The organism is Alcaligenes faecalis (assembly GCF_009497775.1).
Taxonomy (GTDB): Bacteria; Pseudomonadota; Gammaproteobacteria; order Burkholderiales; family Burkholderiaceae_B; genus Alcaligenes; species Alcaligenes faecalis_D.
This window is the reverse complement of record NZ_CP031012.1, coordinates 3,315,499-3,340,146: the sequence shown is the minus strand read 5'-3', so window position 1 is coordinate 3,340,146 and position 24,648 is coordinate 3,315,499. Positions and strand designations below refer to the sequence as shown.

Genomic DNA, 24,648 nt, shown 5'->3' with positions numbered 1-24,648 from the left:
TCTGTTCAGGTCCGTGTGAGGGCGTGGACTGTTAAAACGCCCAGCGCAGATTCACCTGTCCTTGCAGCGACGAATATCCGCCTCCGAACTGTGAGCTGATGCCGGTGCCAATCGACAGACGCTCACTGCGTTGCCAGGTCAGGCCGGTTCGAACGCTCATGGTGTCGCGGGGGAGCACGCTATTGCGGGTATTGAACGCCGTATCCGTGGACGCAATGGCGAAACGGGCTGTTTGAGTCAGGTCGCGATCCAGCCATTCGTGATTCCAGCCAAGGTCCAGGTTCACGGCCAGCTTGCTGCCATCAGCCAGATCGCGATTCCATTCGGCCGTCATCCCCAGGCTGGAGCGCAAGGCGTCTACGCGCTTGCTGTTCAGGTGAAGACGCGTGGCGTCGTTGCCCGATTCGTCGACCGATGGGCGGGATACCAGGGCGTAATTCATGCTGGCAAAAGGGCCTACCGAAAACGAGGGGCTCAGTTGCCAAAGGTAGCCTGTGCCGGCGTCAATCGACAGATTGCGTCCCGTCCAGTCAGACGAGTGCGTGGCCTGGTAGTCTCCAATGGCAATCTGTCTGCGCATATCGGCTTGTTCCAGGCCCAGGCGCAGTCCGCTGAATGCGAAAAGACCTTCCCGTGTACCGGGGCGGTATTGCAGATGGGCGGCAAGGCCGAACGCGGTGGCTTTGCTCTTGCCGGAGTAAGGGGCATCCGGTTTGACCGACAGATCGGAAACATCAAGCTGGGCTCCTACGGCCAAGTCAGGGGCCGACTCCAGAGCGCGCCCGGCTCCAACGATCAGGCCGTAGCTGTTGGCATCGTAGCCAAGCATGGACCCGCGCGTGTTTTGATCGCCACTTGAACCGAATACCAGAGCGTAGCCCTGCCAGTCGGTGCCGGGCCGCAACATGCTTTGGCTCAGGCCTTGGCGGGCGGTTTGCATGATCGAACGCTCATGCATCAGGGAGGCGGCCATGGCAGCGCTATAGCCAGCGGGTGAAATCTGGTCCAGAGCAGCGGGTATTTGTGAGCCGTCCGTGGCCGAGAAATCGAGTGTCTGGAACAGGGCTTGTGCGGGTGCCGTTCCGGCGGCGGCTAGTTTGAACAAAGCCTTGCCGGCCTCGCGCTGGTTGTCGTTGCGGCCATACTGGCTGTAGGCATTGTCGGCTCGGGTGGCAGACAAGCGGTAGCGTTCGTTGCCCAAGGGTGCCGCGTCAAACTGCAAGGTGGGCGATACGGCGGTGATCTGTGTGGCGTCAAAGCTGCCGTTGTAGCTGGCTGCTTCCACAAACGAGCCTGTGTCGACGGACCAGGAGTTTTGATACCAGTCTGCCAAAGGCGTCAGCTTCAGCGCGCCAGCCAGGTCCGCATTGCCACTGACGGCAAGCGTGTCGTGGCCGCCTTTGCCATCAAACTCGGCTACCAGTTGGCCTGTTGCTGTTTGCTGGAAGTCGCCATTTACCTGGATGCCCCCGATGGAGTTGCCGGGCGTCAGGGTGCCAGCGTTAATCAGGGCCTGACCGCTGGCCAGATCGAAGCTGGCATTCCCGCCCAATGTTGCCGCTTCCTGGATGGTGGCGCTGTGGACCTGCAAGGTGCCATCCAGCTTTGTTGTGCCGCCGTCAAATGACAGAGTCAGATTGTCTTTGCCTGTGATGTTACCGGCGTAGCTCAGGTGGAATGTGGCATCGGGCTGATCAATGCTGCGGCCCATTGTGTCCGCAGCCTGACCAAAGGACAGCGTGGTCAGGCGTAGCTGGTTGTTGTTGTCGCGCTCTGCATAGTGCGAAATGATATCGCCTTCAATCTGGGCGCCTTGCATCAGGTTGATGCGCCCGACGTAGGCATTGTCGGAAATCAGGATGGCCGCTTCCTGGCCTGCAACTCGTCCGCTAATGTCGGCTTGTTGAACCAGGGGGCCGTTCAGTTCGGGGAGCAGGGCCTGATCGACGCCCTTGATGCTGCGGATGTAGGATCCACGTCGCTCGACCACGTTGCCTAGCGAGTTGGTGCCAAAGTCAAAACGCAGGCCTACGCCCTGAGAGCCGGTCGCTTGGATGTCACCGCGATGAACCAGTGTGTGCCCACGTCCGTAGGCAAATTGAATGCCTTGCCCGTTCAGACCATCGGCGTAGATTTTGACACCTGAGTCGATGACAAGGGTGTTGTTCTCGCCATCGATCCGTATGCCTGCACCGCCTGATCCTGCTGCCAACAGGTCAGCGGCTTGTCGGACCTGATTATTGCTGCCATAGATATGCAGGCCCAAGCCTAATGTGGATTGGTTGTATTGGCCTGGAAGGTATTGCGTGCCTTCGGCATTGCGTGCAAAGAAACCTTGTGTATTCACCAGCTCAAGGCCATCGCCGTAGATCGAGCGTCCGAAGAAGTTGGCCCGGTCAATGGTGTAGCCCAGGTCTTGCAGAGCCGCCAGCTCAGCCTCCATGAAACCCGAATAGTTACGGTATCTCTGGTGGCTCATGACGCTGTTTCGAAGCTCGATATGGCTCATGAAGTTGTTATCTATGCTGCCGTCCTCTCCCAGTATTTTTACGGGAACACCACGCAGGCCACCGGCCAGAACTTGCTCGATGTTGGCACCGATCAGAAAACCCTTGTCCTGACGCAAGTCGAAGGCATCAGGATCGTAGGAGGTGTCGCAGCCATTACACAGAATCTTCTGGTCTGCCTGTGCTGGATTGCCGTTGTCGTCCCTTAGCAGTTGCGCCCAACTGGTCAGCTGGCTTGTGAAATACGGCTGTATGTCATAGTTGTCGCCTTTGTTTATCACATGGCTGGTCACGCCTAGCCCATGGGCAACTTCGTGGATAGCCGTCAGGAGTACGCTGTCTTTACCAGTCAGGGGTGTTTGTGTGAATGCTGGGTTGCTTGCGTAGTCGTCTTGGCCCAGGCCAAAAAAACCATGCCCGCCGAGTGGTAGCGTACCTTCGGCTGGCGACAGACCGAATATGCTCTGCTGCATTTGCGTCAATGCGCTTTGGCCGTCGTTTGCTGTGGGTGAGCCACCGTAGGCATTGCCTGGCATATTAATGGTGCCGATATTGATGATGGTTGGGGGATTGGCACCTTGGGTCTGGAGTATTTCAGTCCAGTAGCCTATGCCGTCAACGATCTCGTTTTTGTAGGCTTCATGTCCTTGCCAGCTCCAGTAGGACGTGTTGTGGCGTTCGTCGAATGGGCCATCGCCCATGTCAAAAAACCGCGCGATAAATACGGTGCGTCCCGATGCGTCTGTGACGGCTCTGTCTTCCAGGGCGTGAGCAGACAGTGGGGCAATGGCGAGTGCCAGGGCGGCATACAGTTTTGTTAGTTTCATTGTTGAGCAGGTGTTGAATGCGCGAGATATTGTTTGCACTGAATGGCCCCCGAGGTAGAGGAAACAGTTTGATTCGAGTGGGGCGTTCATTGTTGCTGCGTCGGGGCAGGGCTGATGGGGGGGGTACCTTGGCCTGCGTCAAAAAAATATAGCAGATGGTGTCAAATTGATATTGTTGGTTTTAAACCCTTGGTCCTGGTTTTTAAACGCGGTGTATTTGTTTTTTTGGGCTTTGAGTTTTGGGTTCAAGGGTTGCCGAGGACGTCGCTGTTTTTTGAGGGGGCTTTCTTCTGGGCGTGCCGTTTGGGCTTTGCGTGAGGGCGGCGGATAGTTTTCTTGTGGGGCCCGGGTACGGCTTGTCTTGGCGGGGCCCTTGCCCACGCTGCGCGTGGGTGCCCTTGTCAGAGTGCTGGGGCGGGCGGGTCGTGAACTCGGAGCGCGGTTTGTCCCCCGGACAAACCGCAAGCGTGCTCCTCAAACAGCACGACCCTTGCATCCCGCCCCAGCACTCTGCCGGCGGCAAGAGCCCTGACTCGCCCGCCAAGCCGTACCCGGGCCCCACAAGAAAACAAGCAACACGGTTTAAAGCCCAAACGGCACTTACAGAGGTGGAATGAAAGGCGGGGGCTCAGATTGGATGGGGTTTGCTGTGGCTGAGGCTGAATGTTCTCGGGGTTTGGGGTATCAGTTTAGATGTGGTTTTTTTAATTGCTCTTTTGTGTTTAGGGGGAAAGTAAAACGAAGAGTGGCAGTGGAGTGTGTGTTTAGAGATCCCGTGAATGAGTAGAGATCTTGGTGTGCAATCAGGACAGGTCACGCAGTCAATCAGCGAGTTAGTTCTGCTCTCGGCTTTTGAGTTGTTGATGTGACGAAGCCCATTTAGTGAATGCAAAAGGGCAAGACGATAAGGTTTTAGGGGGTGCAGAGGAGCGGAACGATAAGCGCTTAGGAAACGCAGAAGAGCAAGGCAAGAGGCCCTGTTGGTTCAAGGAGTCTGTCGGTCGTAAGAGACTGGTAGATAAAAAGCCATTGTGAGCCGTTCAGTCAGCCTGCTGGGGTGTTGGGGCGGATCAGAGTACTTGCCGCGGTCAGGAGATAGCGTAGGGGTGCAAGCATCCTGCTGTTTGAGCCGGACGCTTGTACTTGGTCTGGGGGACCAAGTACCCGGCGAGTTCAGGATGCGCCCGTAGCTATCTCCTGACAAGGGCACCGGTGCGCAGCACCGGCAAGTGCTCAGCCCCAACACCCCAGCAGGCTGACTGAATGGCGTCTTCACAGAGCCTTCTTTCACCTCCAGGATCAATCTTCCATTGACCCACCCCCCTTCAGATCCATCAATCTTCCCCCTCAACCTGCACTAACAGCTCCAAACTCTCATCCCACTTCTCAAAAAATAAGCAAAAAAAAGCACCCTTCAACAAAGAAAGGTGCTTAAAGGAATCAGAAGACCCTCTGACTCAAGTGGCTCGGAAACAGCTATAAAAAACCAACAAACCAGACGTAAGAAAGAACGCTTACACCGGAAACACCAGATCATTCGCCAGGATGGACGTATCAAAAATCACCTGACGCTCCTTGAGCATCAAACGACCATCCACACGCGTGAACGTATCAAAATAATTACCCACCAGATGCACCGTGGAAGGCCCTTCCACCAAAGTCTGCATCAGCATGAAATTACCCTCGGCCTCAATGTCGCCACTGTCTGCCTCGCTGATCACACGAACATCCGTGACCAGATGCAGCATGTAGCGTGGGGCATACATCTGTGTGCGGGCAATTGCCACCGCACGATCGTGCATCATGTCGCGCCCTTCGGCATAAACCAGACCCACTGGCAAATTCAGATCCGCGTTCTCGCGTGAAGTGACCCGGTAAACCGCGTCCTCCACAAAAAACATGGGCCAGTCCTCAACATTGCCACGATCCAAAGTGGCACAGTACTCGGCATTGAAAAGCTCAATTTCCGCCTTCAACGCCAAAGCACGCTCAACAGAAACCTGGGCGGGTTTGAAAGAAAAATCCATTTTCATAAGTCAGCTCGTCTTACAGATCCATCACTTGGCGGTAGTACTGGTACATGGAGCGAATAGCCGCTTCCGAGATCAGCGTATTGGACGTACCCAGCTTGCTCTCATCGAGCTTGATGATGTTCACCTCGCTGCTGGAACGACGTACCCCTTCCTGCACAAACTTCATGGCCTCGTTGTCTTCCAGACCCAGGAAACCGGCAGGACCCATCAGGTTGCCCTGACGCAGACGGTGACGAGTCATCTCCTCGGTATCGTCCTCATAGCCAAACATGGTCCATTGCATGATCAGGCTGTTGGGGCCATTGGGCACAATCTGACGCACACCCAGCGTATTCATCTCGCGCTGAACAATCAGGTTGGGCCAGATCGTTTGCATGGTGACCGACCAAGGCGAATCAAACTCCTTGATGTAGTCCAGGAAACGCTCATCGCGCAAACGCATATCGTCCACAAACGAACGCATTTCCTTCTTGTTGTCCTCGCTGACCTCGGCGTACTTGTCCTCGGACTTGGCCGATGCCATATAGCCGTGACGACCATGCACAGGGTCCACATACATCTGCGACTTGTTGCCCGCCACCAGCAGACCGAACACCACCAGGAAAGAGTGCAGCAAGGTAGCGTGGTACGGGTCTTTCAGGTTCTCGTGGTACATCTTCCAGTTGCAAGGCAGCTCGTTACGGTAGTAACCCAGAATCTTCAGCTTCTTGCCGGGGAATACGGCCTCGAAATCCTTCAGGATTTCAGGTGTCAGGTATTCCGTAATCGGTTCGACCTTGTCGCTGTAGGACGCAAAAATCACGCCATTGTGCGTTGTCACATGTAGCTTTTTCAGACCATGCTCGGAGTTCTTGAAGCTGCGCGGCATGCCGCCTTCTTTATTCGCACCGCGCTTGAAAGGAATCCCTTGCAGATCCCCCTTCAGGCTGTAAGACCACTGGTGATAGGGGCAAACAAACTCATTGGTATTGCCCTGGTTGTGGCGGCAGAACTCGGCGCCACGGTGTGCGCAGCGGTTTTCAAACACGTTGATGCTGCCATCTTCCGCGCGAGCCACTACCACCGGTGTGGAACCCACATACGAGCGCTTGTAGTCGCCCGAATCGGGGATTTCTGCTTCCAGGGCCACAAAGTTCCAGGTGTCACCGTGGAAAATGCGTTCCATCTCGCGGTTGTAGATGTCGTTGCTGGTGTAGACCCAATCCGGAATGGTGTTGAGCACGTCCTCGGGCCAGGTGCATTCCTCGACAGGGCGGTCTTTGGACCCGACCGTCTGGCCTATCACCGTTTGCGTCTGATACATGGGGTTCTCCTCTGATAACTCTTTAATGATTCGTGATGACGAGGCGGCGCAGGCCGCTTCTCTTTCTTAGACTTGGGCCGTACGAGCCGCTTCTTTCACGTACTGGCGCAACTTGCTTGCCGGGTCCAGCACGATGGCCGGATCTACAGGCAAGTCCTGTTCCATGATGCTGCGCAAGGCGCGTAGATCCGCACCGGCATTGACGCCAATCGCGTGTCGCAGATGCTGGCCCTCGAAAGCCAGCAACATGAAGCTGATGGCATCGCCCTGGCTGTCCATGACGCCGCGTACCTGATAGTCCAGATCCGGGCTGCCTTGGCCCAACATCTGAATGTTGCAACCGAGCACATCCGTCCAGAACCAACTGACAGGTGCCGCAGGGGCATCCTGCCCGGCAATGGCGTGGGCTACCTGACGAGCTTGTTCATTGGCGTTCTGCCAGGATTCGGTGCGCGTGCGCACGGAGGTGTCGGGGCAAATCTGCGTGGCGCAATCGCCCGCCGCATAAACGCCCGCCACACTGGTGCGACCCTGGCGATCCACAATAATCCCGGCTGTCATATCGTCGACGGCAATGCCACTGGCCCGGGCCAAGGCAGAATTCGCCGTCAGACCGGCGGCCACAATAGCCAGATCGCCATTCAAGGTCTGGCCATCATTCAGCTCCAGCTGAACGGGATGTTCGTTTTCAGCCACAAAGTGGGCCTGACGTACTCCCTGACCCAAGCGCACGGTGATGCCTTGCGACTCGAAGCGCTCCAGCAACCATTGCGACAGCAGCGCAGGGGCGTTGCGGGCCAGCAGACGTTCATTCGCTTCAATGACAGTGACCTGTGCGCCGGTTTCGCTGGCGGTAGAAGCCAGTTCCAGACCCATGAAGCCGCCACCAACCACCAGGGCGCGCAAACCGGGATGCAGACGGGCTTGCAGGCTCAGGGCATCGTCCAGTGTGCGCAGATACAGGGCGTTGGCCTGGCTGGCAGGCAGCAGAGCCAGTTCGCGGGCCGCGCCGCCTGTGGCCAGCACCGCGTGCTCAAAGCTCCAGGTCTGGCCATTGCTCAAGCTTGCCTGACGCGTGGCGCAATCCAGGGACTGCACGCTGGTGCCCAGCAAGAGTTCAATATTTTGTTCTTGATAGAACTCGGCTTTTTGCAAAAACACGCTGTCAGTGGTCGCGCTGGACTTGAGCACGTCTTTGGACAGTGGCGGGCGCTCGTAGGGGAGGGGTGTTTCATCCCCCACTAAAGTGATGCTGCCGCTAAAGCCCAGGCCGCGCAGTTCGCGCGCCAGCACCGAAGCCGCTTGGCCAGCGCCGATGATCAGTACGGAAGTGTGGTGTGCCATGATGTTGCAGGTCTCGTCAGCAGAAAAAAGCTCAGGCCTGACTCAAGTCGGCCAGAATATCGTTGCCTTCAATGCGCAGCGGATAGACCTTGATGTCCACCGTGGCAGGGGCGTTCATGGCCTTGCCAGTGCGCAAACAGAACTTGGCCTGATGCAGGGGACATTCCACACAACCGTCTTCCAGATAGCCGTCGGACAGCAGGGCATATTGGTGGGTACAGACGTTGTCGGTCAGGTGGAACTCGTCATCCAGTTTGTGCAGGGCCAGTTTCTTGCCTTCCCACTCGATTGCCAGGGACTCTTCGTTGTCGATGGCATCGGTTTCGGAAATTTTTATCCAGTTCAAAGTTGTCTCCGGGTTGTGCTTTCAATTAGTCAGTATACTGTATAAATTATAAAATCAAATATCGTTTTTATAAGGGATTGCGCTAGTTTAGACTTAAGCTATTGATGCGGCTTTCCTTTATCTCATCAAGGACATGCGTCAGTAGTTTCCCTGCTTGACCAAAAATTAATTAATCAGCACACTTACTATTATCGAAGCGGTGAATGTGAATTTCACAGGGCAGTGACACCGCTTGGAACGTCCGTCTGGCCCCTCGGGGGGGACGGTTTGGCAAGGTTCAGACAGCTACTGTCCGGGCCCGAGACCAGACTGGCGGGCAGCTACCCAGGCCCCTATCGAGCAAGGGGTGTAAATACATTAAAAAATACAAAGAGGTGAGTGATGGAGCGTCGTAGTTTTCTGCTGAAATCGGCAACGGTCGCTGGTGCAGGTTTGGCAGCAGTAGCCGCCCCTGCAATTGCACAAAACAGCCCCACCGTACGCTGGCGTATGTCCACCGGCTGGCCCAAAAGCCTGGACACCATTTACGGTTCGGCCGAAGCGCTGTGCAAACGTGTCAGCGAGCTGACCGAAGGCAAGTTTGAAATCCGCGCTTTCCCCGGTGGCGAACTGGTGCCTTACGCTCAGAATATGGATGCCATCAGCAACGGCACGGTCGAGTGCAACCACGTGCTCAGTACCGCGTTTGTGGGCAAGAACACCGCCGTAACCTTTGATACTGGCTTGTCCTTTGGTATGAACGCCCGCCAGCACAATTCCTGGGTTCACTTCGGTGGCGGCCTGAAATTGCTGCGCGAAATGTACAGCCAGTACAACATCGTGAACTTTGTGGCTGGTAACGTGGGCGTGCAAATGGGTGGTTGGTTCCGCAAGGAAATCAAGGACCTGGATAGCCTGCAAGGCCTGAAAATGCGTATCGGCGGTATCGGCGGTATGGTGTTGTCCAAACTGGGCGCGGTGCCTCAGCAGATTCCACCTAGCGACATTTACTCCTCGCTGGAAAAAGGCACGATTGATGCGGCCGAGTGGATTGGCCCCTACGACGACGAAAAACTGGGCTTGAACAAAGTCGCTCCCTTCTACTACTCCCCCGGCTGGTTCGAGGGTAGTGCGTCCCTGACCACCATGGTCAATAAAGATGCCTGGGAAGCCTTGCCTGCCAACTTCAAGGCAGCATTCGAGACGGCCTGTAACGAGCAGACCATGCTCAGCCTGGCCAAGTACGATGCCTTGAACCCCGGCGCCCTGCGCAAGCTGGTGGCTGAAGGTGCCAAGCTGCGCTACTTCCCCAAGGACGTCATGAAGGCCGCCTACGACAAGTCCCAGGAACTGTGGAAGGAACTGTCGGACAGCAACGCCGATTTTGCCAAGATCTATCCAAGCTGGAAGGCCTTCCAGGAACAGGAAGCCAGTTGGTTCCGGGTGGCCGAAAGCGCCCTGGACAACTTCACCTTCAGCGAGTTGGGCAAGCGCAGTTAAGCAGCACATTCTTAAGGTAGTGAAATGAGTCAGCACAGTCACCCGTCAAGCCTGGGTGGCCAAGGAGTGGGTGCGCGTATTCTCCGCAAGGAGGATGCGCGCCATCTCAATGGCCAGGGCAACTTCATCGGAAACATGACCATGCCAGGGCTGCAGGAAGTCGCCTTCCTGCGCAGCCCTATGGCGCATGCCCGTATTCGTCAGATCAATATTGAAGACAGCGCACGCGCGCAGGTTATTACCCGCGCCGATATGCCGGACTGTCTGGATATTTACGCCGCGTCCACCTTGCCCAGTTATCAGGCCTCCAGCATGCCGCCGCTGGCCTCGGGTAGTGTGCGTTATGTGGGCGAGCCGGTGGCTCTGGCCTTTGGCGAAAGCCGCGCCGTGGCCGAGGACGTTCTGGAAGAGATTGAAGCCTTGTATGACGAACTGCCGGTCTATGGCAGTGTGCAGGCCTCGCTGGCCGCACAGAGTGATCTGTTGCATGAAGGCTGGCAGAACAATGAGTTTGTGACACTGCGCTCGGACGTGGCTTTTGAAGAGCACGCCGCCCGTGCCGACCGCGTGATCGAGCATTCCGTCAGCCTGTCGCGTCAATGCATGTTGCCGATGGAAGGCAAGGCTGTTCTGGCCTACTGGGATTTCCAGGCCGATCAGTTGGTGGTGTATTGCGGAAGCCAGATCCCGCACATGCACCGTACCGGCATTGCCCAGTTTCTGGGCATGGATCAGGCGCAGGTGCGTGTGATTTCCCCCGATGTGGGTGGCGCCTTTGGTTATAAATGCGTGCTGCATCAAGAAGAGCTGTGCGTGGCCTGGTTGGCCAAGACTTTCCGCAAGCCATTCCGCTTCATGGAAGACCGTCGCGAGCACTTGATTGCGGGCGCGAATACCCGTGAACACCAATACCGCCTGAAAGCACACATCAGCAATGAAGGCCGCCTGCTGGCGCTGGACGCTGAAATTGATATTGATGGCGGCGCGTACTCTGTTTGGCCCTTTACCGTGGGGCTGGAAGTAGGCCAGGCCTTGGGTAACTTGCCCGGTCCTTACGATTTCTGTGGTTATCGTTGCCGCACGCGTGGTGTGGGCACCAACAAACCTGGTTTCATGCCATACCGTGGCGTGGCCCGTACGGGTGTCTGTCTGGCTATTGAACAGATGATGGACCAGATCGCTTTGGCGGTCGGCAAATCCTCCTGGGAAATTCGCCTGATGAACCTGGTGAAAGGCGAGCAAATGCCTTACGTCAACGTGGCCAACAAGCATTACGACTCGGGCGATTATCCAGAAAGCCTGCGCCGCGCCTTGGCAGCTGTGGATGTGGATGCTGTCCTGGCCCGTCAGGCCAAGGGTGAGGCTGATGGCCGCTTGATTGGTCTGGGTGTGGCTTCTTATACCGAGCAGTCTGCACACGGCACGTCCGTGTTTGCCAGCTGGGGTACGGCGGTGATTCCCGGTTTCGACCAGGCTTTTGTACGCATGACTCCGGACGGCGGTTTGGAAGTGCGCGTGGGTGTGCACTCGCACGGTCAGGGTATGGAAACGTCTTTTGCCCAGATCGCCAGCGAGATTCTGGGTATTCCCGTGGCCAAGATCAAAGTGGTGCACGGTGATACCGGCCGTACTCCATTCTCTACTGGCACGTACGCCTCGCGCTCCTTGGTGATGTCCGGTGGTGCAGTGTCCAAAGCCTGTAAAGAGCTGCTGCCGCGCGTGCGCAAGATTGCCGCGCATATGCTGAAAACCGATGTGGACAACATGCAGCATCAAGGCGATATGTTCAGTGCCGGTGACCGTCAGGTCAGCATCGCCCAAGTGGCCGATGCCTGGTACATCAACCCGCAGCATTTGCCTGAGGACGTGGACCCGCAAGGTCTGGAACTGTCCGTAGGCTACAAGCCCAAAGTCGATACTGGCAGCTTCACCTACGCCAGCAATGCCGTGGTGGTGGCGGTTGATCCGCGCACCGGCGGTGTGGAAGTGCTCAAGTACGTGGTGGTGGAAGACTGCGGCGTCATGATCAACCCCATGATTGTGGAAGGCCAGACTATTGGTGGCGTTGCCCAGGGGATTGGCACCGCTTTGTACGAAGAAATGCCGTACGACGAGTTTGGTCAGCCGCTGGCCTCCACCTTGGCAGACTACGTCATGCCCGGTGCCTGCGAAGTGCCTAATATTCATATCGAACACATGGAAAGCCCCTCGCCCAATACCGAGTTCGGTGCCAAGGGTATGGGTGAGGGTGGGGCGATTGCACCTCCCGCCGCCATCATGTCGGCCATCAATAATGCCTTGCGCTCCACGGGGGCACAGGTCTCGCACACGCCCGTGACACCGCATCGACTGCTAAGCGCGATTCGCGCCGCAGCACAGCCCGCCAATCAGCAAGATAAACAGCCCGTGTCGGAGGTTCAGGCATGAAGGCCGCCAAGTTTGAATACGAACAGGCCCAGAGCCTGAAACAGATCCAGGATGCCTATGGCAGCGACCCTTCAGCGCTGCGCTTGATGGGCGGTAGCCAGTCCCTGGGCCCCATGTTGAATCTGCGTCTGGTACGTCCAGGCCGTGTGCTGGACGTGTCGGCAGTGCCCGAACTGCGTCAGGCATCAGCCCTTAAAGGGCAGGTGCGTATCGGTGCAGCCGTGACTCACGCCCAGATTGAAGACGGCATTCACGAACTGCTGCGCGGTCACATGATGCAGAAAGTGGCAGGCCGCATCGCTTACCGGGGTGTGCGCAATCGCGGCACTCTGGGTGGCAGCCTGGCCCATGCGGACCCGGCCGCGGATTGGGTGCTGACCTGTGCCGCTTTGGGCGCACGCATCAATGTGCGTGGAACCCAGGGTAGCCGCAGCGTTCCCATGAGCGAATTCATGTTGGCCGCCTACACCACGGTGCTGGAAGCCGGTGAGTTTATCGAGTCCGTAGACGTGCCAGAAGTGTCCGGCTCAGCCCGTTGGGGTTACTACAAGTTCACCCGTAAAGTGGGCGAGTTTGCCGATGCCAGTTGTGCCTGCTATTTCGATCCGGCCACCCGCACGGCGCGCGTAGTGATTGGTGCCATGGAAGGCGCCCCGCGCTCCTTGCCCGAGCTGGCTGTGAAAGTGGCCGCACAAGGGGCTGCCGTCCTGGAAGGGGACACGATTGAAGCGGCCCTGCAGCCGTATCTGGCACAACGGGACGAAGCCCATCAGGTGCTGTTCCGTACGGTAGTAGAGCGCAGCCTGAAGCAAGCGCTGGGCGTGAAAGGTTAAGACATGGCAGAAATCTCGATTCAAGTTAACGGTCGCCAGCAAAAGCACGAGGCCGAGTCGCGCACCCACCTGGGTGATTTCATCCGCGAGAAAAGCCGTTTGACCGGCACCAACCTGAGCTGTGAGCACGGTGTGTGTGGCGCATGCACGGTGCTGGTGGACGGTCGTCCGGTGCGCTCCTGCATTACCTTTGCCGGTGCTTGCGATGGTCACGAAGTCACCACCGTAGAGGGTTACGACGACGACCCGATCATGAGCCGTCTGCGTACTGCTTTTTCGGAAAAACATGCTTTGCAATGCGGCTTCTGTACGCCCGGCATGTTGGCCACCAGCCGCGATATTGTGCTGCGTTTGCCCGACGCGGACGAGGCCCGTGTGCGCATTGAACTGTCCGGCAATATTTGCCGCTGCACCGGCTATCAAGGTATTACGGCTGCCATTCTGTCCGTGCTGCAAGCCCTGCGCGATCAGCCCGACGCCCAGGTGGAAGCCTTGCGCGCCGCTGTGGTGCAGAACGTGCAGCAAGACTGGAACCAGAACGGCTTTACGACTTTTGAAGCTGTACAGGAAGAAGTGCAGGCTCCCGCTCCGGTGGCGGCTGCTGCGCCCGCCGCGTCCGGTAGTGCTGACAAGGGCAAGGGTCAGGCCATTCAAGGTGGTTTTGATGCCCGTTTCCCGGCCGATCAGGTTTGGGCTTTCATGAAGGATCTGCCCAAAGTGGCGGGCTGTCTGCCCGGCGCGATTATCGAGTCCCAGGAGGGGGCCACGGTACAGGGCAAGATTGCCATCAAGTTTGGCCCCATGTCGGCTGCCTTCAAGGGCAATGCCACGCTGGAGGAAGACAACGAACGCCGTGCCGCTGTGCTGCGCGGCGAGGGTGTGGACTCCTTGAGCCAGTCGCGTGCTCGTGGTGATGTCAGCTTTCAGGTCAATCCGGATGGCAAAGAGCGCAGCCGCGTGGAAGTGGAACTGGTGTATTCGCTGCAAGGGCCGCTGGCGCAGTTTTCGCGCTCCGGGCTGGTTCAGGATTTCGTGCGCCGCATGATTGCGGAGTTCGGCAAGAACGTGAACCTGCGCCTGGAAAAACCGCTGGCCGAAGGTGAAGAGCCGGTGGTGGCCGAGTTCAATCCGGTCAAGATGTTCTTCAGCATTTTGTGGGACCGCTTCAAGGGACTTTTCCGGCGCTCATAAGCGCATAGACGACGCAAGACGATAAATATAACGGGGGTAAGGAGATGACGGAGCGTAAAGCTTTGGGGGGACGTGTGCGCCTCGCAATCGGGGCCACCTTCTTGTTGAGCACCTGGGGGGCGGCAGCGGGGCCCTTGAATGTAAAGCTGGACTGGACCCCTTGGGCCGTCCATGCACCGTTTCATCTGGCCGTGGAAAAGGGCTGGTTCAAGCAGGCTGGCCTGGATGTACGGCTGGAAGATGGCAACGGTTCTGTTACGGCCGTGCAGATCGTGGGTGGCAGTGACCGCTTTGATGTGGGTCAGGCGGCGCTGGCCTCCATGGTGATTGCGCGCAGCAAGGGCTTGCCGGTCAAAGGGCTGGCTACCTTTGCCACGACTAGCGATATCGGCGTGCTGGTGCCCAAGGATTCGGGCATTAGCGGGCCGGAGGGTTTGAAGGGACTCAAGATCGCCTATACCGCCGGTTCTCTGGAAGCGCCTTTTGTGGATGCCTTCCTGGCGGCGGGCGAATTGCGCCGCAGCGATGTGGATCTGCTTAGCGTGGATGCCGCAGGCAAGGCCGCTACCTATGCGGTGGGCCGGGCTGATGCGGTGATCTCCACCATTCCTTTTGTGCTGGCTTCGGTGTCGCGTCAGCGCGCCTCCAATGCGATTCCTTTCGCCCAGCATGGTCTGGATATGGTCAGCTTTGGCCTGTTCACCAGCGAAGCCAAACTGGCCAGCCGGGGGCAGGAGCTGACGACCTTTTCCAACGTGGTGGCCAAGTCCTGGAACTACATTTACAACGGCCACGAGCAAGAGGCGGTGGATGCGATTGTGGCGCAACGCCCCAATGCACGTCTGGACAAGGCCATTTTGCTGGACCAGCTGAACATTCTTAAAACCTACTTCGGCCCGGCTGTCGAGCAAGGCAGCATTGGCGTGAACCAGCCTGCGGATTGGGACAAGACCATTGCCACGCTGGAACGGGTTGAGTTGATCCCGGCTGGCCAGAAAGCCACGGACTACTACCAGTCCGGCGTGGTCACCCCGCAATCCCTGAGCAGTCTGGAGCTGAAGTAATGGCGGCGCGGGCTCTTTCTCAAGATGTGCGCAAGCGCTTTGAGGGCGCGCGCGATGTGCTGGCGCTAGATGGCATCAATGTCGATATTCAGCCAGGCCAGTTCATCAGCATTCTGGGCCCCAGCGGCTGCGGGAAAAGTACCTTCCTGCGTTGCGTGGCCGGGTTGGAAAACATCAGCAGTGGCTCCTTGACGGTAGACCAGCAACCCGTCAGCGGCCCGCCCGATCAGGTGGGCATGGTGTTTCAGCGCGATGCCTTGCTGGAGTGGCGCACCATACGCGACAACATCCTTTTGCCTTTGGAGTTTGCCGGCAAGCGCACGGCTGATTATCTGGACAAGGTGGACCAGCTGCTGGCCTTGACCGGCCTGTCCCAGTTTGCCGACAGCTATCCACGCCAGCTGTCCGGCGGCATGCGACAGCGGGCGTCCATCTGCCGCGCCCTGGTGGATGATCCGCGCCTGTTGCTGATGGACGAGCCTTTCGGTGCGCTGGATGCGCTGACACGCGACAACATGAACGCCGAGTTGCAACGCATCTGGATGAAAACGGGCAACACCACCTTGTTTGTGACGCACGGCATTGCCGAAGCCGTTTTCCTGGGCGATACCGTGCTGGTGTTCTCGTCCCGTCCGGGTCGCATTCTGGAGCAGATCAAGATCGACTTTCCCCGCCCGCGCCCGCTGTCCTTGCGCGAGACCCCGGAGTTCGGTCGGCATGTCGCTCATATCCGTCAATTGTTTGGTATTGCCGATGGCGCGGGAGACAGCCATGAATAAAGCCTTGCGTTCCATGCCCAGCTGGTTGGCGGGCGTGGTCTCTACCGTCGTGGTGCTGTTGGCGTGGGAATTAATTTGTTGGCTGGGTCAGGTGCGGGAAGTGATTTTGCCGCGCCCCTCGCTGATTCTGGAGGATTTGTATGGCGAACTGGGTTGGTACATGGGTCAAGCGTTATACACGCTCGGCATCACGCTGGCTGGATTTGTATTGGCCGCCGTAGGCGGCGTACTGATCGCCGTCGCTTTAGTGGGTTCACCGCTCTTCGAGCGTTTTTGCTATCCCCTGATTGTGGGTTTCAACAGCATTCCCAAAGTGGCTCTGGCACCGCTGTTCGTGGTCTGGATGGGTACAGGCTACGAGCCCAAGGTGGCCATTGCTTTTCTGATCGCCGTCTTTGCCGTGATTGTGGATACGGTGCAAGGCTTGCGCTCGGTCTCGCCCGACATTCTGGACCTGGGCCGCGTACTGAAAGGCGGGCCTGTTGCCCTGTTTTTCAAAGTGCGCCTGCCCTCTGCGCTGCCATCGATCATGGCGGGCCTGAAAGTGGCCCTGTCCCTGGCTTTGGTGGGGGCCATCGTGGGTGAGTTTGTGTCCTCCCAGCGCGGTCTGGGCTTTGTGATCATGAGCGCCCAAGGGGTGTTCGACACGGTGCGGGTGTTCTCCGCCCTGTTCATTCTGGCCGTAATGGGGCTGGTGTTGTATTTCCTGCTGGATGCAGTTGAAAAGCGCGCCACCCGTTTTCGGTCTCATTAGATTTCCACTAACTTCAACGCAGAAAATCTGGGGGATTGATGCAATCTTTACTCAAACTATCAAGGGCGATCGACAGCCTGAATCAGCTATGTGGCCGGGTGGTCATGTGGGTGGTTCTGCTGGTTGTCGTAATCAGTTCCTATAACGCCATCGCGCGCAAATTCTTCGATTCCAGCTCCAATGCCTGGCTGGAGGTGCAGTGGTATTTGTTTGGTGCCTTGTTCCTGCTGACGGGCGGCTACACCTTTTTGCGCAATGAGCATGTGCGTGTGGACGTACTGGCCTCGCGCCTGTCCGAGCGCAAGCAAATTGTGATCGAAGCCGCGTGTGTGGTGCTGTTCATGTTGCCGGCCTGTATTGCCATCATGGCCTTGTCCTGGCCGGTGTTCATGGACTCCTACCTGAGCCAGGAAGTGTCTTCTAATTCCGGTGGCCTGATTCGCTGGCCTGCCAAATTGATTATCCCGATTGGTTTTGCCCTGATTTCCCTGCAGGGAATTTCGCACCTGATCAAGTGCATCGGTTTCCTGCGCGGCGCTTGCCCCAACCCCAACAAGAAGTTGCAGGACAAAACGCCCGAAGAATTGCTGGCTGAAGAAATTGCACGGCAAGCCGAGGCCAAGTTAGCGCATCAACACAAAGGCTGAACCAGATCATGATGGATTTATTTGTCGCCAATATGGCGCCAGTGATGTTTGCATCACTGATTGTTTTCTTGCTGCTGGGCTTTCCGGTTGCCTTTGCGCTGGCCGCCAACGGGATGGTGTTCGGTCTGATTGGTGTGGAAATGGGCCTGTTCAACTGGTCTCTGTTCCAGGCGCTGCCGCTGCGTGTGTTTGGCATCATGGCCAACGATACCTTGCTGGCGATTCCCTTCTTTACCTTTATGGGGCTGATTCTGGAGCGGTCGGGCATGGCAGAAGACCTGCTCGATACGATTGGTCAGCTGTTTGGCTCCATGCCCGGCGGCCTGGCCATTGCTGTGGTGTTTGTGGGAGCCATGCTGGCAGCCACCACGGGTGTGGTGTCGGCCTCGGTGATTTCCATGGGCTTGATCTCCTTGCCCATCATGCTGCGCTATGGCTACAGCCGCCGATTGGCAACGGGTGTGATCGCTGCTTCGGGCACCTTGTCGCAAATTATTCCGCCATCTCTGGTGTTGATCGTATTGGCTGACCAGTTGGGTCGTTCGGTAGGCGATATGTACCGTGGCGCCATGGTGCCCGGTCTGGTGCTGACCGGCGCTTATCTGCTCTACATCCTGATTCTGGCAGTGCTGCGTCCCAAGGATGTGCCGCCGATCCCCGCCGAACATCGTACTTACTCGGAATCCAATGGTCGCTCGGGTGCACGCTCCTTGTGCGTGTTGCTGTTGATCTCGTTGGTGGCCGGTTATGTATTGGACGAGTTTTGGGTTGATCCTAACGGCCCGGTAGATGAGAAGGTCATTATTTGCATCTTGCTGGTTGGTGGTGTGGCTTTCGTGTTGGCCCTGATCAACAAATGGCTGAAGCTGGGCTTGCTGTCGGTGCTGGCCGAACGCGTGGTGTTCGTGATGATTCCGCCCTTGGGCCTGATTTTCCTGGTGCTGGGGACGATCTTTCTGGGTATTGCGACACCGACCGAAGGCGGGGCCATGGGCGCCGTGGGCGCGATTCTGATGGCGGTCAGCCGTCGCCGCCTGAGCATCGACCTGCTCAAGCAAGCCATGGATACCACGGCCAAGCTTTCCTGCTTTGTGATGTTCATTCTGATCGGTTCCACCATCTTCTCGCTGACCTTCCGTGGCGTGGATGGCGACCTGTGGGTGGAGCACCTGCTGATTGACCTGCCTGGCGGCGAATATGGCTTCCTGATTCTGGTCAGTGTGCTGGTGTTTGTACTGGCCTTTTTCCTGGATTTCTTCGAGCTGGCTTTCATCATCGTGCCTTTGCTGGGGCCGGTGGCTGACAAGATGGGCATCGATTTAATCTGGTTTGGCGTGCTCTTAGCCGTTAATATGCAAACATCCTTTATGCATCCACCATTTGGCTTCTCACTATTTTATTTGCGCTCGGTGGCGCCCAAGGATGATTACATCGACAAAGTGACCAAGAAGAAGATCCCGGGTGTGGCCACAGGCGACATTTACTGGGGCTCCGTACCCTTTATCTGCATCCAGATTGTCATGATTGCCGTGGTGCTGCTGTTCCCAGGCATGGTGACGCACTACAAGGGGACGGGGGCGAAAGTTGATCCCAGTACGGTCACGATCGAAATGCAGGATGAATACGGTGCCGACTTGAATCCGTTTGATGATTCGGGCGATGGCGGCGGGATGCCGGTATTCAAGTAAACACAGGAAAGACAGGAGACAGATATGGAGAGCCTGGATGTCAGGGTATTGCGCCAGCTGCAAGAGTGGCGCGCACAAGGACGTGACGCCATTCTGGTCACGGTTGTGCAGACCTGGGGCTCGTCCCCGCGTCCAGAGGGCTCCATCATGGCTCTGGAAAAAGGTGGGGCGGTGGTCGGGTCGGTCTCGGGCGGTTGTATCGAGGACGATCTGATCCGCGCCTACCACGACCCCGAAGGGGCGGATAAGCGCCTGCATGGCGATGGCCGTCCCCAGTTGTTGACGTATGGCATCAGCGCGGATGAGGCGCATCGCTTTGGCCTGCCTTGTGGTGGCACGATCCGTTTGCTGGTGGAGTTCAACCCCTGCCCGCAAGCCTTGTCAGACGTGTTGGGCCTGCTGGAACAGCGTCGTCTGGTGCAACGACACGTGGATCTGCAAACCGGCCGTGTCTGGAGCAGTGCCACCCGCGTTCCGGCTGCCTTGCATTTAAGCCAGGACTGCCTGTCGGTCACTTTTGGCCCGTCTTATCGGCTCTTGCTGATCGGGGGCGGACAACTGTCCGAGTACGTGGCGACCATTGCCTTGTTCAATGGCTTTGATGTGACAGTCTGCGATCCGCGCAGCGAGCATATTCAGGGCTGGAGCGTGGCGGGTGCACGTGTGGTCAGCGGCATGCCGGACGATGAAGTCATTGCCTGCGTGCCGGATCGACGCACAGCCATTGTGGCTCTGACGCACGATCCCAAACTGGACGATATGGCCTTGCTGGAGGCGCTCAAGAGCAGTGCCTTTTATGTGGGGGCGATTGGCTCGCGACGTAATAATCAGAGCCGTCGTGAACGCCTGGCCGAATACTTTGACCTGACGGCTGAAGAAATCGACAAGCTCAAAGGTCCGATTGGCTTGTATATAGGCAGCAAGACCCCGGCAGAGATTGCTGTCAGTATCATGGCCGAGATCATTGCGATCAAGAACGGTGTGGATGTGCCGCGTGAGCTGTCCGTTGGCTCTGTCAAGGATAGACAAGAACAGCAGTCGGCCTAGAGGGTGGCTGCTGCGACAGTTCTGCATTCAGACAATTCGCACTAAGATAAGAGAACGGGCGGCGACCCGTTCTTTTTTTGTCTCCGGGCCGCCCAGGACCTGACGCTTGCTGTCTTCAGCAGGCCGCCAGCGGGTGACAAGCCCGTGCCGCGTAGGGACGTTTTGATTTCTGCCTTTGTGAGCCTGCCATGCCCTTCGTGTCCCAATACGGTTTTTTGCCCCTGAGTGCTGCTCCAGGAAAACAGGCTCTATACAGCCCGGCACAGTGCGCCAGCATGGATGCGGCAGCGCCGGCTTTCGGGGTATCCATCGAGCAATTGATGCAGGCCGCCGCCAGTGCGGTAGCGCGTGCCGTGCAGCGGCACTGGCCGCAAGGGGCGGTGCTGTTTTTGTGCGGGCCGGGTAATAACGGCGGGGATGCCTTGGTAGCGGCGCAAATTCTGCGCGAACAGGGGCGGGTTGTTTCCGTGTTCAGTCTGGTGGACCCGTCCCTGCGACAAGGAACGGCTGCCTGGGCCCAAACGCAATGGCAGGGTCGTTGGGAAAGCCAATGCCCGGACTTTCGACGTTTTTCCGTGGTGGTGGATGGTTTGCTGGGCGCAGGTCTGGATCGTGACGTAGAAGGCGAGACAGCGGCCCTGATTCAGTCCCTGGCTGCTTCCAAAGTCCCCGTGTGTGCCATTGACGTACCTTCGGGCCTGGATGGAGCCAGCGGGCAGGTGAAGGGTGTGGTTGCCCCTGCCACGGTGACAGTCAGCTTTGTGCGCTATAAACCGGGCCATGTGCTGTATCCGGGGCGAGCGCTGTGCGGCAAGCTGGAGCTGGCCGAAATCGGCATGCCAGCCCCGGCCTTGCAAGAGGCCAACACCTGGTTGAATGAGCCCGCCTTGTGGCAGGCTCATCTGCCGCAGTTGGGGGCCCAGAGCCACAAATACACACGTGGGCATGCCTTGGTGGTCGGGGGCGCGCAGATGACCGGAGCCAGTCGTCTGGCGGCCCGTGCTGCGCAACGCGCGGGTGCCGGGCTGGTCAGCATGGCCGTGCCGCCTTCGGTCTGGCCGGTTTACGCCGGTGCATTGGACAGCATCATGGTGGCCCCTTTGGATGACACTCTGACCACGGACGAGCGTATTCGCGCCTGGCTGGTGGGGCCGGGGGCGGGGTTGGGCGAGGAAACCCGTCGTCTGACCTTGGCCTTGCTGGCGACGGAACGGCCTTGTGTTCTGGACGCCGATGCTATCAGCAGCTTTGCAGAGCAGCCGCAGGAATTGCTGGATGCCTTGCATGAACAATGCGTGCTGACACCCCATGCTGGAGAATTTGCCCGTGTTTTTGAGGCGGCACCGGACCGGCTGGAGGCAGCGCGTTTGGCCGCCAGACAGTGTGGGGCCGTGCTAGTCCTGAAAGGGGCCGATACGGTGATTGCCGCGCCCGATGGGCGGGCCCTGATCAATGCCTGCGCACCGCCTTGGCTGGCCACAGGCGGCAGCGGGGATGTCTTGGCGGGCCTGGTTTGTGGCCTGCTGACCCAGGGCATGCCAGCCTTTGAAGCGGCCGGTGCGGCAGTCTGGCTGCATTCACAAGCTGCGCTGGAGTTTGGCCCCGGCCTGATCCCGGAGGATTTGATAGAAGTACTGCCGCGTGTTTGGCAGCACCTTCTGTCCAGGGCCTGAGGCTTATTTGCGTGGGGCGCGCTGGTAGGCCAGCGCCACAATCCCGCTAAGCACCACCGCTCCACCCAGCAATTGGGTGGAGTTCAAGGTCTGTTTCAGAATCAGCCAGCCCAGAATCAGTGAGGCCACCGGCTCCATATTCATGAAGGGCGCATTGCGTGTCATGTCCAGGCGGGGAGCCAGCACAAACAGGGTTACAAAGCCCGTGGTGTACAGCACGCAGACCAGCGACAGGGCAATCCAGCCTACAGCATCGTGGGGCAGGGAAGAGCCACCAGGCAGCAGCCCCAGGGGGCTGAGCGCAATCAGGCAGACCAGGGTTTGGCTGATGGTACAGAAACTGCGCACCAGACCGGGCAGGGGCGCCAGTTTATTTTCTGTAATCCACAGGCCAATCGCAAAGGTCAGGGCGGTCAGCAGGCTGCACACCACACCCAGCACCCATTGCCCATCCAGTGTGGCCCCTTTGATCAGGCTGGGGGCGTCCAGCGCCAGCAAGAGGCCAACCAGAATCGCCACCATGATGATGGACGTCTTGCGCGTGGGTTTGTGCCCGCCCAGTATCCAGGTCAGCAGGGCCAGCAGAATCGGGTACATATTGGCCACCAGCAAGGCCAGGGCGACAGGGATGCGGGCAATGGAGGAATAAATCAGCATGCACTGCATGGTGATCAGCCCGCCCAGCATCAGCTGCCAGCCCAGATACTGACGGGGTACGTACAGGGCTTGCTTGCGCCAGATCAGCAGCATGCTCAAGGCCAGGGTGGCGGCGGCCGAGCGAAAAATAACCGAGATGATCAGCCCGGTGCCATGGTCCAGCGCTACTTTGGCCGCAATATGGTTGGCGGCGAAGGAGCTGCCCAGCATCAACAGCAAAATAATGGCAAGGTGGCGGGGCAGTAATGCAGAGGACGTGGCGGGGGGCATGCTACTTGTTTCAAGTTTAAAGAATGGGCGGATGCTTTATTGTTGTCCGCCCTGCCACTTGCTGCAAGTATTGATTGCGAAACGTGCCAGGGATTGGCCACAGGGGCGGTGCTACTATGTGGAGCGATACCCATGCCCACAGAGATGCTTTCATGAAAATCGACCCCGCCAAGAAGCCGACGATACCCCGTTCCTCGGGGCAAGCTCCGTCCTTTTTCTGGCGCAGCTTGATGGCGGGTGGCGCCTTGGTGGCCGGCCTGACAGGCTGTGCCTTGCCTTCGCTGGAAGGACGTAGTCAAAGCGAGGCTTTGCCGCTGGATCAGGCCAGGGACACCATGATTGGCCAGGCGGTGGCCCCCATGGCACAGGAGCATCCGGGCCTGACCGGCATTTATCCTTTGTTCGATCCGCACGACGCTTATGCCGCCCGTGCCTTGCTGGCGTTTGCCGCTCAAAAAACGCTGGATGTGCAGTATTACATCTGGCGGGGCGACACCACCGGCACCTTGATGCTGGGCACCTTGTTGCAGGCTGCCGAGCGCGGCGTGCGTGTGCGTTTGTTGATTGATGACAACGGTATCACCGGGCTGGATGATACCTTGGCCGCCCTGAATGCCCATCCCAATGTGGAGGTGCGGCTGTTCAACCCCTTTGTGCTGCGCTGGCCCAAGCCCTTGGGTTTTCTGACGGACTTTTCCCGCCTGAACCGGCGCATGCACAACAAGTCTTTCACCGTGGATAACCAGGTCACCATTATTGGTGGGCGCAATGTGGGCGATGAGTACTTCGGTGCGACTCAGGACGTCCTGTTTGCGGATCTGGACGTGATGGCAATTGGTGCCGTGGTGCAGGACGTCTCCAAGGATTTTGATCGTTACTGGGCCAGCCAATCGGCCTATCCGGTGGACAGCCTGATCAAGACAGGCGGGCCGGAAGCGCTGGTGAAGTTTCAGGCGAAGTTGCAAGAGGCTGAAGGTCAGCCACGCGCCAAGGATTACCAGCAGGTGCTGCGCGAGTCCGATCTGGTCAGTTATTTAGTGCGTGGCGAGCTGGATTTCCAGTGGGCGCGCACCACCATGATCAGCGATGATCCGGCCAAGGCTTTAGGGCCCGTTAACCCGGAGCAGTTGCTGGTTTGGCAGATGGACCATGTGCTGGGTAAACCCACCAGCCAGGTGGATCTGGTGTCCTCGTATTTTGTGCCTACCGCTGCGGGTGTGCGGGCCTTTGAGGAAATGATGAAACGGCCTGGCATGAAGGTCCGTATTCTGACCAACTCCCTGGCTGCAACAGACGTGACGGCTGTACATGCAGGTTATGCGAAACGACGCAAGGCTTTGCTTGAAGCGGGTGTGCAATTGCTGGAGCTGCGCCCCACCTTGGATAACCCGACCCGCCACGGTTCCGGGCCTTTTGGTAGTTCGGGTTCGGCCTTGCATGCCAAGACCTTTGCGGTGGATGGCAAGCGCTTGTTTGTTGGCTCCTTCAATTTCGATCCGCGCTCGGTCAATTTGAATACGGAACTGGGTTTTATTATTGAAAGCTCTGAAATGGCGCAGGCCCTGTCCAAGAGTTTTGAGGAAGTCCTGCCTTACCGCAGCTATCGTGTGGAACTGGACGAGAAGGGCGATCTGGTGTGGATTCAACTGAACGAAGACGGCACCCAGCGCTTTTTCACTTCCGAGCCTAATGCCAGTATCTGGCGACGAGCCGGGGTTGGCGTCTTGTCTATCTTGCCAATCGAGTGGCTGCTTTAAGCCCGATTCAGGCACTTACGTT

At 58.0% G+C, this 24,648-nt stretch carries 18 protein-coding genes; 12 read left to right on the top strand and 6 right to left on the bottom strand.

The window, feature by feature from the left end:
* Positions 1-31: 31 nt before the first annotated feature.
* The 5 genes from DUD43_RS15430 to DUD43_RS15410 all read right to left on the bottom strand — a co-directional run bounded on the left by DUD43_RS15430 (position 32) and on the right by DUD43_RS15410 (position 8,360).
* Positions 32-3,334, bottom strand: coding sequence for an autotransporter outer membrane beta-barrel domain-containing protein (locus tag DUD43_RS15430; RefSeq protein ID WP_153230971.1), 3,303 nt, complete (start codon positions 3,332-3,334; stop codon positions 32-34).
* A gap of 1,514 nt (positions 3,335-4,848) precedes the next feature.
* Positions 4,849-5,367 (bottom strand): aromatic-ring-hydroxylating dioxygenase subunit beta, encoded by a 519-nt coding sequence (locus tag DUD43_RS15425; RefSeq protein WP_153230970.1) that lies wholly within the window; start codon positions 5,365-5,367, stop codon positions 4,849-4,851.
* Between the two features lie 13 nt (positions 5,368-5,380).
* Positions 5,381-6,670: an aromatic ring-hydroxylating dioxygenase subunit alpha gene (locus DUD43_RS15420; RefSeq protein ID WP_035273649.1), complete on the bottom strand. Its 1,290-nt coding sequence runs from the start codon at positions 6,668-6,670 to the stop codon at positions 5,381-5,383.
* A 66-nt stretch (positions 6,671-6,736) separates the two neighbouring features.
* Positions 6,737-8,014 carry an NAD(P)/FAD-dependent oxidoreductase gene (locus DUD43_RS15415; protein ID WP_153230969.1) on the bottom strand — a complete coding sequence of 426 codons (1,278 nt, stop codon included), beginning with the start codon at positions 8,012-8,014 and terminating at the stop codon, positions 6,737-6,739.
* Between the two features lie 31 nt (positions 8,015-8,045).
* Positions 8,046-8,360, bottom strand: a complete 315-nt coding sequence (locus tag DUD43_RS15410) for a non-heme iron oxygenase ferredoxin subunit (protein WP_042489465.1) — start codon at positions 8,358-8,360, stop codon at positions 8,046-8,048.
* A 381-nt stretch (positions 8,361-8,741) separates the two neighbouring features.
* Here DUD43_RS15410 and DUD43_RS15405 point away from each other — a divergent pair, with 381 nt between their 5' ends.
* The 11 genes from DUD43_RS15405 to DUD43_RS15355 all read left to right on the top strand — a co-directional run bounded on the left by DUD43_RS15405 (position 8,742) and on the right by DUD43_RS15355 (position 21,942).
* Positions 8,742-9,839: a TRAP transporter substrate-binding protein gene (locus DUD43_RS15405; protein WP_042489462.1), complete on the top strand. Its 1,098-nt coding sequence runs from the start codon at positions 8,742-8,744 to the stop codon at positions 9,837-9,839.
* A 24-nt stretch (positions 9,840-9,863) separates the two neighbouring features.
* Entirely contained in the window at positions 9,864-12,266 is a 2,403-nt protein-coding gene (locus DUD43_RS15400; protein WP_153230968.1) for a xanthine dehydrogenase family protein molybdopterin-binding subunit, read from the top strand.
* Complete coding sequence (locus DUD43_RS15395; protein ID WP_153230967.1) at positions 12,263-13,099, top strand: FAD binding domain-containing protein; 837 nt, start codon at positions 12,263-12,265, stop codon at positions 13,097-13,099. The genes DUD43_RS15400 and DUD43_RS15395 overlap by 4 nt, the downstream gene beginning before the upstream one ends.
* Before the next feature lie 3 nt (positions 13,100-13,102).
* Positions 13,103-14,290, top strand: coding sequence for a xanthine dehydrogenase family Fe-S subunit (locus DUD43_RS15390; RefSeq protein ID WP_153230966.1), 1,188 nt, complete (start codon positions 13,103-13,105; stop codon positions 14,288-14,290).
* 44 nt (positions 14,291-14,334) lie between these two features.
* Positions 14,335-15,354, top strand: coding sequence for an ABC transporter substrate-binding protein (locus DUD43_RS15385; protein WP_153230965.1), 1,020 nt, complete (start codon positions 14,335-14,337; stop codon positions 15,352-15,354).
* Entirely contained in the window at positions 15,354-16,133 is a 780-nt protein-coding gene (locus DUD43_RS15380) for an ABC transporter ATP-binding protein (RefSeq protein WP_153230964.1), read from the top strand. The genes DUD43_RS15385 and DUD43_RS15380 overlap by 1 nt, the downstream gene beginning before the upstream one ends.
* On the top strand, positions 16,126-16,887 hold the full coding sequence (locus DUD43_RS15375) for an ABC transporter permease (RefSeq protein ID WP_042489440.1): 762 nt from the start codon (positions 16,126-16,128) through the stop codon (positions 16,885-16,887). Before DUD43_RS15380 ends, DUD43_RS15375 begins: the two co-directional genes overlap by 8 nt.
* Before the next feature lie 38 nt (positions 16,888-16,925).
* Entirely contained in the window at positions 16,926-17,534 is a 609-nt protein-coding gene (locus DUD43_RS15370) for a TRAP transporter small permease subunit (protein WP_194273404.1), read from the top strand.
* 11 nt (positions 17,535-17,545) lie between these two features.
* Positions 17,546-19,222, top strand: coding sequence for a TRAP transporter large permease (locus DUD43_RS15365; RefSeq protein ID WP_153231655.1), 1,677 nt, complete (start codon positions 17,546-17,548; stop codon positions 19,220-19,222).
* Positions 19,223-19,246: 24 nt separating this feature from the next.
* Positions 19,247-20,269, top strand: coding sequence for an XdhC family protein (locus tag DUD43_RS15360; RefSeq protein WP_153230963.1), 1,023 nt, complete (start codon positions 19,247-19,249; stop codon positions 20,267-20,269).
* Positions 20,270-20,457: 188 nt separating this feature from the next.
* Positions 20,458-21,942, top strand: a complete 1,485-nt coding sequence (locus DUD43_RS15355) for an NAD(P)H-hydrate dehydratase (protein ID WP_153230962.1) — start codon at positions 20,458-20,460, stop codon at positions 21,940-21,942.
* 3 nt (positions 21,943-21,945) lie between these two features.
* Here the strand turns inward: DUD43_RS15355 and DUD43_RS15350 are convergent, their stop codons facing one another.
* Entirely contained in the window at positions 21,946-22,869 is a 924-nt protein-coding gene (locus DUD43_RS15350; RefSeq protein WP_153230961.1) for an EamA family transporter, read from the bottom strand.
* A gap of 152 nt (positions 22,870-23,021) precedes the next feature.
* Here DUD43_RS15350 and DUD43_RS15345 point away from each other — a divergent pair, with 152 nt between their 5' ends.
* Positions 23,022-24,626: a phospholipase D family protein gene (locus tag DUD43_RS15345; RefSeq protein WP_153230960.1), complete on the top strand. Its 1,605-nt coding sequence runs from the start codon at positions 23,022-23,024 to the stop codon at positions 24,624-24,626.
* The last annotated feature ends 22 nt before the right edge of the window (positions 24,627-24,648 follow it).

Excerpts from the sequence above, each read along its gene's own strand:
- DUD43_RS15365 (WP_153231655.1), top strand. The coding sequence starts at position 17,546 with ATGGATTTATTTGTCGCCAATATGGCGCCAGTGATGTTTGCATCACTG.
- DUD43_RS15415 (WP_153230969.1), bottom strand. The coding sequence starts at position 8,014 with ATGGCACACCACACTTCCGTACTGATCATCGGCGCTGGCCAAGCGGCT.
- DUD43_RS15375 (WP_042489440.1), top strand. The coding sequence starts at position 16,126 with ATGAATAAAGCCTTGCGTTCCATGCCCAGCTGGTTGGCGGGCGTGGTC.
- DUD43_RS15355 (WP_153230962.1), top strand. The coding sequence starts at position 20,458 with ATGCCCTTCGTGTCCCAATACGGTTTTTTGCCCCTGAGTGCTGCTCCA.
- DUD43_RS15380 (WP_153230964.1), top strand. The coding sequence starts at position 15,354 with ATGGCGGCGCGGGCTCTTTCTCAAGATGTGCGCAAGCGCTTTGAGGGC.
- DUD43_RS15385 (WP_153230965.1), top strand. The coding sequence starts at position 14,335 with ATGACGGAGCGTAAAGCTTTGGGGGGACGTGTGCGCCTCGCAATCGGG.
- DUD43_RS15430 (WP_153230971.1), bottom strand. The coding sequence starts at position 3,334 with ATGAAACTAACAAAACTGTATGCCGCCCTGGCACTCGCCATTGCCCCA.
- DUD43_RS15350 (WP_153230961.1), bottom strand. The coding sequence starts at position 22,869 with ATGCCCCCCGCCACGTCCTCTGCATTACTGCCCCGCCACCTTGCCATT.
- DUD43_RS15390 (WP_153230966.1), top strand. The coding sequence starts at position 13,103 with ATGGCAGAAATCTCGATTCAAGTTAACGGTCGCCAGCAAAAGCACGAG.
- DUD43_RS15405 (WP_042489462.1), top strand. The coding sequence starts at position 8,742 with ATGGAGCGTCGTAGTTTTCTGCTGAAATCGGCAACGGTCGCTGGTGCA.
- DUD43_RS15345 (WP_153230960.1), top strand. The coding sequence starts at position 23,022 with ATGAAAATCGACCCCGCCAAGAAGCCGACGATACCCCGTTCCTCGGGG.
- DUD43_RS15425 (WP_153230970.1), bottom strand. The coding sequence starts at position 5,367 with ATGAAAATGGATTTTTCTTTCAAACCCGCCCAGGTTTCTGTTGAGCGT.
- DUD43_RS15420 (WP_035273649.1), bottom strand. The coding sequence starts at position 6,670 with ATGTATCAGACGCAAACGGTGATAGGCCAGACGGTCGGGTCCAAAGAC.
- DUD43_RS15360 (WP_153230963.1), top strand. The coding sequence starts at position 19,247 with ATGGAGAGCCTGGATGTCAGGGTATTGCGCCAGCTGCAAGAGTGGCGC.
- DUD43_RS15395 (WP_153230967.1), top strand. The coding sequence starts at position 12,263 with ATGAAGGCCGCCAAGTTTGAATACGAACAGGCCCAGAGCCTGAAACAG.
- DUD43_RS15400 (WP_153230968.1), top strand. The coding sequence starts at position 9,864 with ATGAGTCAGCACAGTCACCCGTCAAGCCTGGGTGGCCAAGGAGTGGGT.
- DUD43_RS15370 (WP_194273404.1), top strand. The coding sequence starts at position 16,926 with ATGCAATCTTTACTCAAACTATCAAGGGCGATCGACAGCCTGAATCAG.